This is a genomic window from Amycolatopsis sp. 195334CR (genome assembly GCF_017309385.1).
Lineage (GTDB): Bacteria > Actinomycetota > Actinomycetes > Mycobacteriales > Pseudonocardiaceae > Amycolatopsis.
Map to the genome: position 1 here is coordinate 268,019 of NZ_JAFJMJ010000003.1, position 14,926 is coordinate 282,944.

General features: G+C 71.3%; 12 protein-coding genes. 2 read left to right on the plus strand and 10 right to left on the minus strand.

Going from position 1 to position 14,926, the window contains the following annotated elements; all coding sequences use genetic code 11:
• The first annotated feature begins 140 nt into the window (after positions 1–140).
• The gene (locus JYK18_RS38300; protein ID WP_206808693.1) at positions 141–1,334 is read left to right on the plus strand and encodes a sensor histidine kinase; all 1,194 of its coding nucleotides are present in this window, start codon (positions 141–143) and stop codon (positions 1,332–1,334) included.
• Positions 1,335–1,412: 78 nt separating this feature from the next.
• On the opposite strand, the gene JYK18_RS38305 is transcribed toward JYK18_RS38300, so the two are convergent.
• From JYK18_RS38305 to JYK18_RS38330, 6 genes are all read right to left on the minus strand, one after another.
• Positions 1,413–1,757: an RNA polymerase-binding protein RbpA gene (locus tag JYK18_RS38305; protein WP_113691219.1), complete on the minus strand. Its 345-nt coding sequence runs from the start codon at positions 1,755–1,757 to the stop codon at positions 1,413–1,415.
• A 103-nt stretch (positions 1,758–1,860) separates the two neighbouring features.
• Positions 1,861–2,091, minus strand: coding sequence for a preprotein translocase subunit SecG (gene secG / locus JYK18_RS38310; RefSeq protein ID WP_206808694.1), 231 nt, complete (start codon positions 2,089–2,091; stop codon positions 1,861–1,863).
• A gap of 83 nt (positions 2,092–2,174) precedes the next feature.
• Positions 2,175–2,960: a triose-phosphate isomerase gene (gene tpiA, locus JYK18_RS38315; RefSeq protein WP_206808696.1), complete on the minus strand. Its 786-nt coding sequence runs from the start codon at positions 2,958–2,960 to the stop codon at positions 2,175–2,177.
• A gap of 5 nt (positions 2,961–2,965) precedes the next feature.
• On the minus strand, positions 2,966–4,171 hold the full coding sequence (gene pgk / locus JYK18_RS38320; protein ID WP_307796342.1) for a phosphoglycerate kinase: 1,206 nt from the start codon (positions 4,169–4,171) through the stop codon (positions 2,966–2,968).
• A 10-nt stretch (positions 4,172–4,181) separates the two neighbouring features.
• Entirely contained in the window at positions 4,182–5,186 is a 1,005-nt protein-coding gene (gap, locus tag JYK18_RS38325) for a type I glyceraldehyde-3-phosphate dehydrogenase (RefSeq protein ID WP_206808704.1), read from the minus strand.
• Between the two features lie 150 nt (positions 5,187–5,336).
• Complete coding sequence (locus JYK18_RS38330; RefSeq protein WP_374195095.1) at positions 5,337–6,512, minus strand: winged helix DNA-binding domain-containing protein; 1,176 nt, start codon at positions 6,510–6,512, stop codon at positions 5,337–5,339.
• Between the two features lie 358 nt (positions 6,513–6,870).
• Here JYK18_RS38330 and JYK18_RS38335 point away from each other — a divergent pair, with 358 nt between their 5' ends.
• On the plus strand, positions 6,871–7,515 hold the full coding sequence (locus JYK18_RS38335; protein ID WP_206808705.1) for a LysE family translocator: 645 nt from the start codon (positions 6,871–6,873) through the stop codon (positions 7,513–7,515).
• Position 7,516: 1 nt separating this feature from the next.
• On the opposite strand, the gene JYK18_RS48165 is transcribed toward JYK18_RS38335, so the two are convergent.
• The 4 genes from JYK18_RS48165 to JYK18_RS38355 form a co-directional block, all read right to left on the minus strand.
• Positions 7,517–8,107, minus strand: coding sequence for an N-acetyltransferase (locus tag JYK18_RS48165; protein WP_206808706.1), 591 nt, complete (start codon positions 8,105–8,107; stop codon positions 7,517–7,519).
• The gene (locus JYK18_RS38345) at positions 8,104–9,612 is read right to left on the minus strand and encodes an APC family permease (RefSeq protein ID WP_206808707.1); all 1,509 of its coding nucleotides are present in this window, start codon (positions 9,610–9,612) and stop codon (positions 8,104–8,106) included. Before JYK18_RS38345 ends, JYK18_RS48165 begins: the two co-directional genes overlap by 4 nt.
• Before the next feature lie 34 nt (positions 9,613–9,646).
• A complete protein-coding gene (locus tag JYK18_RS38350; protein WP_206808708.1) occupies positions 9,647–10,276 on the minus strand; it encodes a GPP34 family phosphoprotein in 630 nt (209 codons plus the stop codon).
• Between the two features lie 198 nt (positions 10,277–10,474).
• Positions 10,475–14,920, minus strand: a complete 4,446-nt coding sequence (locus tag JYK18_RS38355; protein WP_206808710.1) for a hypothetical protein — start codon at positions 14,918–14,920, stop codon at positions 10,475–10,477.
• Positions 14,921–14,926 lie beyond the last annotated feature (6 nt).

Consider the following 14,926-nt stretch of genomic DNA (forward strand, 5'->3'; position numbering starts at 1 on the left):
GGCATACGGCTGAATGGCCGGAAACTTACCGCCAACCGGCAAAACAACGTTAGCGTCCGCTAATTTGTCCGATGTGCCGCGTCCCGATCGGGTGGTGGACCCCTCTCCTCAGTAAGTCCACAAGACGAGAGGTCCATGCGATGACCACAGAGGGACTCTCCATACCGGGAATGTCGGTCGGCCGCCCGAGGGCGGACACGACCGGGCACATCCGTGACGGCAGCATCGCGGACTGGTTCCGGAAACGGGCCGTGCGCGCACTGTCCATCGACGTCCTGGCGATCGCGCTCGCCGTGCTGGACGTCTGGCTCGTCTTTCCCGAAGAAGCCATGACCTACTCCATCTGGCTCTCGGCGCTCTCGTGCGTCGCGCTGGTGGCGCGGCGGTGGCTGCCGTTCGGCGTGGTGCTGGCGACCTTCCCCGGCTACCTGGCCGGCTGGGCGCAGCTGGCGGCGATGATCGCGCTGGGCATGCTGGCCACCCGCCGCGGGTTGAACTGGCAGACCATGGCCGGCTTCGGCATGGTCTGGGCCAGCCGGTTCATCCTGTGGCCGCTGGACGAGTTCGCCGCGCTGAGCTGGCAGGAGCACGTGCTCGACGGCATCTACGGCGTGGTCGTCGCCGGCATGCCGGTCGCGCTGGGCCTGCTGATCCGGGCCAGGAGCGAACTGTCCGACAAGCTGGCCGAGCTGGCCGCCAGCCGCGACCGCGAGCAGCAGCTGCACGCCCAGGCCGTCCGGGCGCAGGAACGCGCGCGCCTGGCCAGGGAGATGCACGACGTGGTCTCCCACGACATCACGCTGATCGCGATGCAGGCGAACGTGCTGTCCATCTCCGCGCCGGGTACCGAGGCGCACCAGGCCGCGGAGAACATCCGGCAGCTGAGCAAGCGCACCCTGGAGGAACTGCGCACCCTGGTCGGCGTCCTGCGCTCCGGGGTGGACGAGGACGGGCCACAGCCCGGAATCGACGAGTTGCACCAGCTCATCCGGACCTCGGACGTGCCGGTGCAGCTGACCGTGGAGCGCATTCCCGAGACCGTGCCGCGCCAGGTGTCCGCGGCGGCCTACCGGACCGTCCAGGAGTGCCTGACCAACGTGCACAAGCACGCGCCCGGCGCGAAGGCGACGGTGTGCGTGCGCGGCGAAGAGGACGCGCTCGGCGTGGAGGTACTCAACGAGCAGCCCTGCGAACCGGCACGCGGCCTGCCCTCGGGCGGGCACGGCCTGACCGGCCTCGCCGAACGGGCACGGCTGCTCGGCGGCACGTTCGAAACGGCCCCCACCGACGACGGCGGCTTCCGGGTCCGGGCGGTCTACCCGCTCCCGGGTTAGCCCCCGAACGCCATGAATGGGGCGTTGCTCGCGGTGACCACGAGCAACGCCCCATTCAGCGCAATGGAGTTGGGCCGATCAGATGATCTCGCGCCGCTTGCGCAGCCGGTCGAGCGCCTCGGCGAGAATGGCTTCGCCATCCGCGTCGCTGCGGCGCTCCTTCACGTAGGCGAGATGCGTCTTGTACGGCTCCGTCCGCGGTGCGGCGGGCGGGTTCTGCTCGTCCTGCCCACCCGGCAGCCCGCATCGCGGGCAGTCCCACTCCTCGGGAATCTCCGCTTCCAAGGCGAAGGACGGGCGAGCCTCATGCCCGTTGGCGCACCAGTACGAGATCCGGCGCCGCGGCGCCGACTCCCCCCGCTCGGACTCGCCGGACGGGCCCGCCCCGACCCTGGTACCCCGAATCGCGTTTCCGCCAACCATGAACTCTCACACCCCGGTCTTGTTCCCCGGCGCACCCGCACGGTACGCCGTGCCACTCTGCTTGGCCGGGCGCGCACCCGGCCGGGTCCACGGCTCGTGCCGCTCAGATCTTCAGCAGCAGGCCCAGCCCGACGATGCTGATCAGCCAGATCGCACCGAGGCCCAGCGTGATCCGGTCGAGGTTCTTCTCGGCCACGCTCGATCCCGCCAGGCTGGACTGCATGCCGCCACCGAACAGGGAGGAAAGCCCGCCTCCGCGTCCCCTGTGCAGGAGGACGGCGACGACCAGCAGCACGCTGGAAGCGATCAACACCACTTGCAGGAACAGTTTCATCTCATCCTCTGTGTTCGGTGAAAACGCGCGATCAGCGCGGGCCGACGAGCACCGTGACCCACATTACCCGGTGACCGGCCGGATCAGGGCAGCGGCCCGCCCGCGGCCAGTGCGCAGAGCTTGGTGAACTCGTCGGCGTCCAGGCTCGCCCCGCCGACCAGCGCCCCGTCGATGTTGTCGCACTTGACCAGGTCGCCGATGTTGCCCGACTTGACCGAACCGCCGTAGAGCACGCGGACCTCGTCGGCGATCTCGGTGCCGTACTTCTCGGCCAGGGTGGCCCGCAGCGCGGCGCAGACCTCCTCCGCGTCGGCCGGGGTGGCGACGCGGCCGGTACCGATGGCCCAGACCGGCTCGTAGGCGACCACCACGTTCTTCACCTGCTCGGCCTTGAGCCCCTTGAGGCCCGCGACCAGCTGGTTCGTGGTGTGCTCGATCTGCCCGCCTGCTTCGCGGACCTCGAGCTGCTCACCGACGCACAGGATCGGCGAGACCCCGTGCTTGAGCGCGGCACGCACCTTCTTGTTGACGAGTTCGTCGTCCTCGTTGTGGTACTCCCGGCGCTCGGAGTGCCCGATGGTCACGTAGGTGCACCCGAGCTTGGCGAGCATCGGGCCCGAGACGTCCCCGGTGTAGGCACCGGAGTCGTGCGGCGACAGGTCCTGCGCCCCGTAGGTGAGCAGGAGCTTGTCGCCGTCGGTGAGCGTCTGCACGCTGCGGATGTCGGTGAACGGCGGCAGCACCGTCACGTCCACCTTGGCGTAGTACTTCTCCGGCAGCGAGAAGGCGATCTTCTGCACCAGCGCGATGGCCTCGAGGTGGTTGAGGTTCATCTTCCAGTTGCCTGCGATGAGAACTTTGCGAGCCACTGTGCCTACTCCCCCAGGACCGAGACGCCGGGCAGATCCTTGCCCTCGAGGTATTCCAGCGACGCGCCGCCGCCGGTGGAGATGTGCGAGAAACCGTCCTCGGGCAGGCCGAGCTGGCGCACCGCGGCCGCGGAGTCACCGCCGCCGACCACGCTGAACGCGTCGCTCGCGGCGATCGCCTCGGCGACCGCCTTCGTGCCGCCCGCGAACGCCTCGAACTCGAACACGCCCATCGGGCCGTTCCAGAACACCGTCGCCGCGTCGGCCAGCTTGCCGGCGAACAGCTCGCGGGTCTTCGGGCCGATGTCGAGCCCCTGCCGGTCGGCCGGGATCGCGGTGGCGTCGACCACCTCGTACGGCGCGTCGGCGGCGAACTCGGTGGCGGCCAGCACGTCGACCGGTAGCACCAGTTCGACACCGCGCTTCTCGGCCTCGGTGAGGAAGCCGCTGACCTGGTCGAGCTGGTCGGCCTGCAGCAGCGAGCCGCCCACCTCGTAGCCCTGCGCCTTGAGGAAGGTGTAGGCCATGCCGCCGCCGATGAGCAGGCGGTCGACCTTGGTCAGCAGGTTGGCGATCACGCCGAGCTTGTCCGAGACCTTGGCGCCGCCGAGCACCACGGCGTAGGGCCGGGCGGGCTCCTCGGTGAGCTTGCGCAGCACGTCGAGCTCGGCCAGCACGAGGCCGCCGGTGTGGGCCGGGAGCACGCCCGCGATGTCGAACACGGAGGCCTGCTTGCGGTGCACCACGCCGAACCCGTCGGAGACGAACGCGCCGTTCTCGCCGGTCAGTTCGGCCAGCTCGCGCGCCAGGTCGGCACGCTCCTCCTCGACCTTGCTGGTCTCGCGCGGGTCGAACCGCACGTTCTCCAGCAGGGCCACCTGGCCGTCGGCCAGCGCGCCGGCGACCGACTTCGCGCTGTCGCCGACCACGTCACCGGCCAGCGCGACCTCCGCGCCGAGCAGTTCGCCCAGCCGCGCCGCGACCGGCGCGAGGGAGAACTTGGCGTCCGGCTCGCCCTTGGGGCGGCCGAGGTGCGCCGCCACGATCACGCGCGCGCCGGCCCCGGCCAGCCGCTTGATCGTCGGCAGCGCGGCCCGGACCCGCCCGTCGTCGGTGATCCGGTCGCCGTCGAGGGGGACGTTGAGGTCGGCGCGCACCAGCACGCGCCGACCCGCCACACCCTCGCTGATCAGGTCATCGAGAGTCTTCACGGCCATGGTTTCAGGAGAGCTTGCCGCCGACGAGCTTGACCAGGTCCACCAGGCGGCTGGAGTAGCCCCACTCGTTGTCGTACCAGCCGTACACCTTGACCTGGTTGCCGATGACCTTGGTGATCGGCGCGTCGTAGATGCAGGAGGCCGGGTCGTTGACGATGTCGCTGGAGACGATCGGGTCCTCGCTGTAGCGCAGGATGCCGTTCAGCGGGCCGTCCGCGGCGGCCTTGTAGGCGGCGTTGATCTCGTCGAGGGTGGCCGTCTTGGCCAGGTCCACGGTGAGGTCGGTGATCGAGCCGGTGGGCACGGGCACGCGCAGCGAGTAGCCGTCCAGCTTGCCGTTCAGCTCGGGCAGCACCAGGCCGATGGCCTTGGCCGCGCCGGTCGAGGTCGGCACCACGTTCACCGCGGCGGCACGGGCGCGGCGGGCGTCCTTGTGCGGGCCGTCCTGCAGGTTCTGGTCCTGGGTGTAGGCGTGGATGGTGGTCATCAGGCCCTGCTCGATGCCGAAGGCGTCGTGCAGCACCTTGGCCAGCGGCGCCAGGCAGTTGGTGGTGCAGGAGGCGTTGGAGATGATCGTCTGCGAGCCGTCGTAGAGGTGGTCGTTCACGCCGAGCACCACGGTCAGGTCCTCGCCCTTGGCCGGGGCCGAGATGATGACCTTCTTCGCGCCACCGGCGACGTGCGCCTTGGCCGCGTCGGCGTTGGTGAAGAAGCCGGTGGACTCGACGACCACGTCCACGCCGAGGTCGCCCCACGGCAGGTTGGCCGGGTCGCGCTCGGCGAGCGCCTTGATGGTCTTGCCGCCGACGACGATGCCCTCGTCGCTGACGCTGATCTCCTCCGGGTACCGCCCGAGGATGCTGTCGTACTTCAGCAGCTGGGCCATGGTGGCGACATCGCCGAGGTCGTTGAACGCGACCACCTCGATGTCGTGGCCGCCGGCCTGCACGGCCCGGAAGAAGTTGCGGCCGATCCGGCCGAAGCCGTTGACACCTACGCGAACCGTCACTGCTGCCACTCCTCTGAGGTTCGGCCGGGCCCGGCCCGGCCAGACTGGGGACTCGGGGCCACCCTAGCGTGCTGGCCTGGGCGTTCCCGCATGCCCCAGCGAGACTTCCACTACACCCGGCCGGTGGTCAAGAATCGATCAAGACATCGATCAAGATGATCCGCTCAGCGCGCGTTCCAGCGGGGTCCGGAAGCGCGGCACGACGCGCGTGGAGCCGAGCCACTCCCCCAGTCGTGCCGCCGCCTCACCGATCCGGGCGGTGGCTTCGGCGCCGACGTCATCCAGACAGCGGAACGCGACCTCACCATCCGGGCGCTGGCCCCAGCCACCGACGACGCGCCCGTCGCACCAGATCGACGGGCCCGCGTTGCCGTTGCGGTCGAACAGCGCGTCGCGGTGCGGACCGAGGAACCAGTCGCGGGCGGCCCAGCCCATCGGCGTCGGGTCGAGCGCGGGCAGCAGCGCGATCCACGGTTCGGGCTCCGGTTCGGGTTCGAGGTCGCCGGGCAGGACCAGCCCGGTGCCGCCGCCTTCGAGGTCCACCTCGACCGGGTCGAGCGCGGTCAGCGCCTTCTTCGCCTGCGCGGCGGTCCAGCCGGTCCACCAGCGCAGGTCCGCGAGCGGCGCCGGGCCGTAGGCGTGCAGCCAGCGTCGCGCCAGTTCGACACGGGCCCGGTCGGCGTCGATAGCGGGCAGGCCGCCGGGCAGCCAGTCCGCCATCGGGGACCAGCGGTACTGCGTGGACAACCACGTGCCGCGCGGGCGGCCGCGCACGATCCGCCCCTCGGCGGCGAGCAGGAACAGGACGCGGCTGGTGACGTTGCCGATCGCCTCGTACGGCTTGCCCGGCGCCATGCGCAGCTGCTGGCGCAGGCCCGGGACGTCGTCGGCGAGTTCCTGGCCGAGCGCCGTGCCGCGTTTCAGCAGCGCTTCGACGGTCTCCTCCTCGACCGCGGCCAGCCACTCGGCGGCCCGGGGCACGCCCTCGGGGTGGCCGTTCTCGGTGAGGTGTTTAACCAGGAGGACATGCTGCTTCCTGGCGATCTCGTCGGAGCACGCCGCTTGTACAACGGGCGCGACCTCCCTCGGCACGACGAACATCGTGCGGCGCATGCCGAGCAGGCGGACGAGCGTGCGGTCGTCGTAGAGCGCGCGCTCGGTCTCCGGTGCGGTGGCACGGGCGACCACGGAGAGGTGCACGGTGGCCGGATCGGTGGCGTGCAGGGCTACCACCGCCTCGGCCGCCTCCTCGGGAGTGGTGGCCGGGTTGGCGAGCCGATGCCGGTTGGCCAAGCGGGCCCGGCGCTGCGCGGTGGTCATCCCCATGGCGGCTTTCCTACCACCGGTCGTGGCGATCCGGGCGCTCGCAGCGGTCTTCACCCGGGATCGCGTCCGGTCGCACTGGCACGACACCAACAAGGCCCCGGTCACACCGGCACGACCACCGACAAGAGCTCGGTCACACCGGCACGACCACCGCCAAGGACTCGGTCACACCGGCACGACCACCGCCAAGGACTCGGTCACACCGGCACGACCACCGCCAAGGACTCGGTCACACCGGCACGACCACCGCCAAGGACTCGGTCACGCTGGCACGACCACCGGCAAGGGCTCGGTCGCACTGGCACGACCGCCGAACAAATCGGGTGCTCGTGCCGGTCGCCGCCGGTTAACCTCCGGCATGGTTTCCGCCAGCCACTTCGCCGCCTTCGCGGCGCTCACCTTCCTGATGGTCATCGTGCCGGGTCCCAGCGTGCTGTTCACCATCAGCCGCGCGCTCACGGCCGGGCGCCGCGACGCGCTGCTCACCGTCCTCGGCAACGCCACCGGGGTGTACCTGCAGGTCATCGGCGTGGCGTTCGGGCTGGGCGCGCTCGTGGAGAGCTCGGCGGCGGTGTTCACCGCGATCAAGTTCGCCGGTGCCGCCTACCTGGTCTACCTGGGCGTGCAGGCCTTCCGGCACCGCAAGTCGCTGGCCGAGGCCTTCGACGGCGCGGTGCCCGCCACCCGCGCGCCGGTGTGGCGCCTGCTCCGCGACGGCCTGGTGGTCGGCTTCGCGAACCCGAAGTCGATCGTGTTCCTCGCCGCCGTGCTGCCGCAGTTCGTCGACGCCGGCGCGGGCTCGGCGCAGGCCCAGATGCTCGTCCTGGGCATCCTCCTGCCGGTGACCGCGCTGCTGTGCGACTCGGCGTGGGCCTTCGTCGCCGGGACCGCGCGCTCCTGGTTCGCCGGTTCACCGCGGCGCCTCGCCATGATCGGCGGCACCGGCGGGCTGGTGATGATCGGTCTCGGCACCAGCCTCGCCGTCACCGGCCGCAAGGACTGACTCAGGCGGGCTCGCGCCACATCGGGTGGAACGGCGGGCCGTCCGGCAGATAGAACGGGGCCCGGCGCGCGTAACCCTCCCGCTCGTACAACGCGGCCGCCCGCAGGCTGCTCGCCTCCAGGTAGGCCGGGGTCCCCGCGGCGTCCAGCCGCGCGTGGTGGTGCCGCAGCAACGCGGTGCCGAGGCCCCGCCCCTGCGCGTCCGGGTGCACCGCCAGGAACGCCAGGTGGTGGTGCGGCTCGTGCGGGTGGTGGGCCTCGAAGGCGTCGTCCAACGCGCTGAACCGGTCGGTGTACGGCCCGCACGCCGCCAGCAGCCGCGCGTCGTAGTCCGGCGGCGGTGGCAGCTCCACGCCCTCCTCCTGCGGCAGCCACACCGCGGCGGCGCGGTCGCCGATCCGGTCGACGTGGCCGTGCGCGAGCACGTGCTCGACCAGGATGCGGAAGTTCGCGGCCAGCGTCGCCCGGCGCGGGGCCGGGTCGGGGACCAGCCAGCGCGACACGTCCAACGGCTCGAACGCGGTGGCGATCAGGCCCGCGAGCTCACCCGCCTCGGACGCGCGGGCGCGGCGGATTTCGGCGAGGCCGGTCACAGGCGGGTCCCCCGGTACTCCTCGCCGGAAGCCGAGCCGGTCAGCGAGGCCGGGCTCTTCGCACCCAGCCCGATCGCGGCGTACACCAGCGGCCGCCGGATGCGCAGCACCAGCGCCCACAGCACGCCCGCGAGCCCGGCCAGGCCGTAGATCGTCGGCACCAGCCACGGCAGCGGCGACTCCGGCGGCGTGCCCAGCAGCGTGCCGAAGTTGGCCAGCACCAGCACGAGCACCACCAGCACGGCGATCGAGGCCAGCGCGGGCGCGATCAGCCGCCGCCACAGGTTCTCCCCCGACGGCTGCCGCGCGAAGAACAGGCCCACGGCGAACGAGGTGGCCACGATCAGCACCAGGATGCCGAGCCCGCCGGAGGTGCCGCCCCAGTAGAACAGGTGCACCAGCGGATCCCAGTCCGCCAGCGCGAACAGCCCGATCACCACCAGCCCGACCGCGCTCTGGATGACCGAACCGGCCACCGGCGAACCGGTGCGCGGCGAGGTGCGCCCCAGCACCGCGGGCAGCACGCGCTCCCGGCCGAGCGCGAACATGTACCGGGCGATGGTGTTGTGGAAGGAGATCATCGCGGCCAGGATGCTGGTCACGAACAGCACCCGGCCCGCGGTGGCCAGCCCGTTCCCGAGCTGGGAGTTCGCCAGCGTGAACAGCAGTTCCGAGCTCTGCGACCGCGACTCCCCGACGATGTTCTCCGGCCCGGTCGCCACGCTCATCGCCCACGAGGCGAACGCGTAGAGCCCGCCGATCGCGGCCAGCGAGACGTAGGTCGCCACGGCGATCGTGCGCCGCGGGTTGCGGACCTCCTCGCTGAACACCACCGAGGATTCGAACCCGGTGAAACCGAGCACGGCCAGCGCCAGGATCGCCCCCGCGCCGGGGCCGAACAGCTCGGCCGGGGCCAGCGTGTCGAAGGTGACCTCACCGCCGGCCGGGTTCGCCAGGTTGGACACGCTGTAGACCATGATCACCGCCACCTCGGCGAGCAGCAGCACGGCCAGCACCTTGCCGTTGATGTCCACGTGCTGCAGCCCGAGCACGGCCACCACCAGCCAGGACACCAGCGCGAACACCCACCACGCCAGCTCCACGCCGAACCACTCGGAGACCAGCGGCGCCGCCGCCGCGCCCGCCGCGCCGTACAGCCCGACCTGCAGCAGGTTGTAGGACAGCAGCGCGATCCAGGACGCCCCCACGCCGAACGGCTTGCCCAGCCCGCGGCTGACGAACCCGTAGAACGCGCCGGCGATCGCCACGTGCCGCGCCATCGCCACGTAGCCGACCGAGAACAGCGCCAGCACCACCGCGACGAAGACGAACGCCACCGGGATGCCGATCAGGCCGGTGGTGGCGTAGCCGGTGGTGACCACGCCGGCCACCACGGTCAGCGGGGTGGCGGCGCTGATCACGAAGAACACCACGGCCGAAGCGCCGAGCCGGTCCGAGGCCAGTGCCTGGGAAACGGGACTGGGTCTGGCTGGTCGATCGTTCATCGCAGCAACTCCCTGTGGCGGTGGGGACCTTGACCTACATGCGGTGGTGGAGCACGGCGTCGCCGACGGCCGTCTCGGTTTCCAGCACGAGCACCCGCAGCGGCGCGGGCAGCTCGATGATCAGCCGCTCCAGGTACTGCCGGGCCTCCGGCGAAGCGGTGTAGAAGACGTAGCGGTCCAGCCCGGTGGCGATGACCAGCCCGGCCAGCACGATGTCGCCGGGTTCGACCGGGTCGAGCCGCGCGACCGGCCCGGCCAGGCGGGCGGCGGGCCAGGCAGCGGCGTTGATGTCGACCGGCTCGTAGGTGTCCGGCCGCCACGGGAACCGCGACTTGAGCACGCGCAGCTGGCCGCTGCCGAGCAGCCGCCGCGCGACCGATTCGTAGGCGTCGCGGCCGAGGTAGCGCAGCCAGTCCCGGACCACCCGGGTCTCCGGTTCGGCGACCATGTCCCGCAGCGCCGGGCCGAGCACCTCGCAGCGCGGCAGGCGCGGGTCGAGCACGCGCACGCGCCCGTGCTCGACGGTGATCCGCCCGGCCAGCAGCAGTTCCGCCAGCACCGCGCCGGCGAGCCCGAACCCGGCGGCGCGCTCGTTCAGCCGCCGTTTCCCGGTGCGATCGTCGTGCGCGAGGAAAAACAGATCATCGGCGAGCGGAGCGGTCACCGTTTTCGCTCCGTGGCGGCGTCCATTCCCGCTGCGGCCGGAATCACTGCTGGTGTTCTCCCCGTATCAGGCGTTGGCCGCTCTGGCCGCGAAACCGTGCCGGACGGTAGCGCCGCTGCCGGTAAACCGGCAAGGGCACGCCCTGATCTTGACCCGTTTGCCTGAAGACCTGGGGAGGGTCAGCGCAATTCCGGCGGTTCAGCCGCCGCGGACGAACATGCGGGCCGCGGAAAGCCGCGCTGTGCCATCCGGCTCACCGAGTTCGTCCACTTCGCGGCGGATGGTCGCGTCCACCGAAAGGTACTTGCGGCCCGCCCGGAGGTCCGCGTCATTGCGCAACCGCACGATGAGCGGGAATTCGCTGAGCGCGCCGGCGTCGAACAGCCCGGTGGTGTAGATCAACTGCACGCCGAGCGCGTCGGCCACCGCGCGCTGCAGTTCCAGCAGATATCCGGCCGAGGCCCGGCCGATCGGATTGTCCAGGAACAGCACGCCGGAATGGCGGCTGCGCAGCCTGCCGCGGTTGTTCGCCCGCAGCGCGGCCAGCGTGCAGTAGAGGATGATGGCCGCGGTCAGCTGCTGCCCGCCGGAGAACACGTCCCTGATCTCGGAGACCCGCTGGCGTTCGGTCCGCAGCACCGAATCCGGTTTGAGCATGTCCACCCGGAAGCCCTTGGGCACCGCGGCCTGCACCGAGCGCAGCAGCAGGGACATGCCGTCGCGCTTGACGTCGCGGCCGTCGCTGGTCTTGCCGACGGCGGCCTCGTCGACCACCTCGCCGAGGCGTTCGGCGAGCACGTTGTCCTCGAGTTCGGTGAACCGGATGCGCAGAAACTCCTGCCCGGACCAGTCACCGAGGCCGTCGGGCAGCCGCGAAACGCGCTGGGCCGAGCGCAGCGTGCGCAACGCGCCGTCGACCATGCCCTGCAGGCGCGAAACGATGCCGGAGCGGTGGCGGTCGATCTGCGCGAGGTCGTCGGTGAGCGTGCGCAGGCGGGGGCGCAGCGCTTCGGCCCATTCCGCGGCGTGCGCGGGCAGGCTGTCCCGTTTGACGGAAATGACCTGCTGCCGGACCGGCGTGCTGAGCTTCTCGAACCGTTTCTCGGTGGCGTACTGCGCCAGCGCGTCAGCTTGTTCCCGGACGCGTTTCTCGGCGTGCTCGACCGCTTCCTTCGCGCCGGTCCAGGTCGAATTGAGCGAGTTGTACCTGGCGCGCGCCGACTCGAGGTCGCCGTCGTAAATCCGGCCGGGGTCGCCGTCCGGAACGAGGTTCGCCATCGATTCGGCGAGCAGGCCGAAACCGGCCGAGGAATTCTTCGCGGATTCGAAAGTTTCGGCGGCGTCGGCGCGCTGCCGGGTGAGGTCCTCCCATTTGCGCGCGGCGGCGGAAACCTCCACCCCGGCCGCGTCGATCAGTTCCCGGCCGTGGTCGACGTCGCGCGGGCGGTCGTGGGAATCGGCCGACCCGCTCTGGCGCGGCAATTGCTCGAGTTCGGCCTTGCGGGTGGCGACCAGCGCGATCACCTCGGCGCGCTCCTCCTCCAGCGCGGCGACCGCGCGCCCGGCCCTGGCCTGCGCGGCGGACCGGGCCGAAGCGTCGGAACCGTCCGGGGTTTCGAGCAGTTCGGTGGCCCGGGCCCGGACCGGGGCGTCCAGTGCCTCGATCGCCGCGTGGGCATTCGCCTCGGCGCTTTCCGCCTGCTCCAGTTCAGCACGCAGGTCGCTGCCGACCTCGACCTTGGCGTAGGCCTCGGCGGCGGAGGCGAAGGTGCGGCGCAGCGCGTCCACCGGCTCGGCCGGGGTTTCGTCCGCCTCGCTCACCGAACCGGCACCGGGCACCTCGGCGAGTTCGGACCGCGCCCCGGACGCGGTGCGCCGGTGCCCGTCGGCGGTGCGTTGTTCCTCACCGGCCTGCTCGCGCAGTTTCGCCGCTTTGGCGCCGGATTCCTTCGCCTGCGACTCGGCCCGTTCGACGATCTCGCGCGCGTGCTCGGCTTCTTCGGTCCACTGTGGAATCTTGGCCGCGCGGGCGGCCAATGCGTCGAGACGCCGCGCACGGTCCTCGGCGGTGGACAACGCGGCACGCAGGTCGGGCACGCGCTCGCGCAGCGAAACCCGCTTGGCGGTGAGCCGTTCCAGCTCGGTGTTCGCCGCCGTCAGCGCCTTCTCCGCGTTGTCGCGGGCGGTGATCGCGGACTGGGCGCGCTCGGCGAGGTTCGCCAGCGCCCCGGGCGGGTAGTCCTCGCGCCAGGTGGTCAGTTTCCACGACAGGGCGCCGTCGGCGGCCAGCGATTCGTCCAAAGCGGACAGTCGACGGAGGCGCGTCGCGTGCCGTTCGGCGACGGCGCGGCGTTCGGCGTCAGCGGCGTCCTCGTCGTACATCGCCGGGTTGGGCGGTACCAGGAAGTCGACGCCCTCCGGCGGGTCAGCGTTCTTTTCGGCCGCGGTGTTGACGGCGGCCGTGGTGCCGACCGCGATCATCGCGCTCGGCAGCAGCTTGAGGCCGGTGAGCACCTCCCGAGCCCGATCCACCTGCGACGGCTCGTTGAGCAGCACCCCGGAAACCAGTTGCGGCGCACGGGAAAGCACCACCGCGCGCTTCTTCGCATCCAGTTTGGACAGATAACGCCAGCCCGACCACGCGGTGATCCCAGCCGATTCGAGCGCGTCGAGCGCCGCCTGCACCTCTTCCGGCGGCGGCAGCAGCCCGCCCGAGCCCAGTGCGGCGAGAATGCGCTCGTCGGCGGATTCGGCCATGCGCAAGGAAGTCTGCTCGCGTTCCGCGGTCGCACGCGCCTCGCGCAGACGGTCGGTCAGCGACGGGACGTCGGTCTCCAGCTGGACGTCGTCGGTGCCGAGCAGTTCGACGAACCGGGGTTCCGCGGCGAGGCTGTCGGTCCGGCGGTTGGCGCGGTCCAGTTCCTCAGCGGCGCGCTCGTGCCGGTCACGCGCGGAACCGGCGGCCTGGTGCGCCTCGTTCGCGATCGCTTGCGCCGCACCGAGTTCCTCGGAGACGGTCTCCAGTTCGGCCTCGCGGTTGGCCAGTTCCGAAGCCGCGGACTCGGCGGTCGCGCGCGCCAGCCGCGCGCTTTCGGCGATCTCGGCGGCATCGGTCAGCAGCCCCTCGCGGACCGCTTCGGCGCCCTCCGCCCGCACTTCGGCGATGCGCCCGGCGAGGCCGTCGGCTTCGGCGCGTCGCGTCGCCGCGGTCGAGGTGGCTTCGTCGCGATCGGACTGCGCGCGTTCGGCCTCGGCCAGCAACGCCTGCGCCGCCTTGTCGGCCGCGTCCGCCTGCTGCTGCGCGTCCTTGGCCAGCGCGAGCAGACCACGCGCGAACGCCGTCGCGGCGGCGTTCTTCGCCTCCAGCGCGGGCTGCGCCTTCTGCTCGCGGGTACCGACCAGCTCACGGATGTCGCGTGCCTTGCGCGTGGCGTTGAGGTGCGCGAGCACCGTGGTGGTCTCGCGCCAGGCCTCGGCCTCGACCTTCGCCTCGGTGTACGACTCGTCGAGCCGCTTGCGTGCTTCGGTGGCCTCCTCCAGCAGCATTCCGGCGACCACGCGGCGCAGTTCGGTGACCCCGGCGGTCAGCCTGCGGTGATCGCCCTCGGCCAGCTTCTCCGCGGTCTTGAGTTCCTCGACGTGTGCTTCGAGCACCTCGAGGCGGTCGCTTTCCACCTTCTCGCGCGCGGCGATCATCCCGGCCAGTTCGGCCAGCTCGGCGCGGGCCGTCCCGGCGAGCTTGCGCGAGGCGGCGGCCAGCGATTCCTCGTCCGACAGCGGCCCGAGCAGTTCAAGCGCCCCGGCGACGAAATCCCGTTCGGCCATCAGGTCGCCGCGCTGCGACAGGTTCTCCGAGTAGGTGGCCAGCACCTCGGCGAGTTCCTTCGGCTCGTCCTCCGACAGCACCGCGCGCAGCAGGAACTCGGCGAACGCCTCGTCGGTGCCGAAGGCGAACGCGTCGGCCGCCTCGCCTTCACCGGCGTTCATCGCGCGCTGGTAGCGGAACAGTTCGGTGTCCAGGCCGAGCTGGTCGAGCCTGCCGGTCCAGTCCACGTGCCGCCGCGTCCAGTACAGCTCCAGCTCGGGCGTGCCGGCGTGCGCCTTGGCCAGCCGTTCGTGGTACCCGGACAGGGTGAGCAGGCGGCCGTCCTCGGTCAGCGGCAGCGAGTCCAGGCCGAGCGAGGTGGTCGGGCGGAAGCAGTACCAGGAGTCGATCAGGTTCGCCGGATCGGAGGACACCACGTGCCCGCGCCACTCCGAGGCCTTCCCGGTGATCACGCGCTCGCCGGTCTCGGTGTGCTGCCACTCCAGCACCACGTGCGCGACGTCCTTGCCGGCCACGAACTTCTCCAGCACCCGGGTGCTGGTGGTGCCGACCACCTGCCGCCGTCCCGGCAGCATCACCGAGAAGATCAGCTTGATCAGCACCGACTTGCCGCCGCCGTTCTCCAGGAACAGCACGCTCGCCGGCGAGGGCCGGCGCACCGGGCCGGTCTCGCCGGAGTGGATGCCCGCGGCGAACAACGCGTCCTGGCGCGGGGTGGTCACCGGCGCGCCGACGCCGCTGAAGTCCAGCACCACGTCCTGGTAGCGGGCACCGGCCGGGCCGACCGAATGCAGGCGCACGCGTGAAAGCTCATACATAGGTTG

Excerpts from the sequence above, each read along its gene's own strand:
- JYK18_RS38300 (WP_206808693.1), top strand. The coding sequence starts at position 141 with ATGACCACAGAGGGACTCTCCATACCGGGAATGTCGGTCGGCCGCCCG.
- JYK18_RS38305 (WP_113691219.1), bottom strand. The coding sequence starts at position 1,757 with ATGGTTGGCGGAAACGCGATTCGGGGTACCAGGGTCGGGGCGGGCCCG.
- secG (WP_206808694.1), bottom strand. The coding sequence starts at position 2,091 with ATGAAACTGTTCCTGCAAGTGGTGTTGATCGCTTCCAGCGTGCTGCTG.
- JYK18_RS38330 (WP_374195095.1), bottom strand. The coding sequence starts at position 6,512 with ATGGGGATGACCACCGCGCAGCGCCGGGCCCGCTTGGCCAACCGGCAT.
- JYK18_RS38335 (WP_206808705.1), top strand. The coding sequence starts at position 6,871 with ATGGTTTCCGCCAGCCACTTCGCCGCCTTCGCGGCGCTCACCTTCCTG.
- JYK18_RS38345 (WP_206808707.1), bottom strand. The coding sequence starts at position 9,612 with ATGAACGATCGACCAGCCAGACCCAGTCCCGTTTCCCAGGCACTGGCC.
- JYK18_RS38355 (WP_206808710.1), bottom strand. The coding sequence starts at position 14,920 with ATGTATGAGCTTTCACGCGTGCGCCTGCATTCGGTCGGCCCGGCCGGT.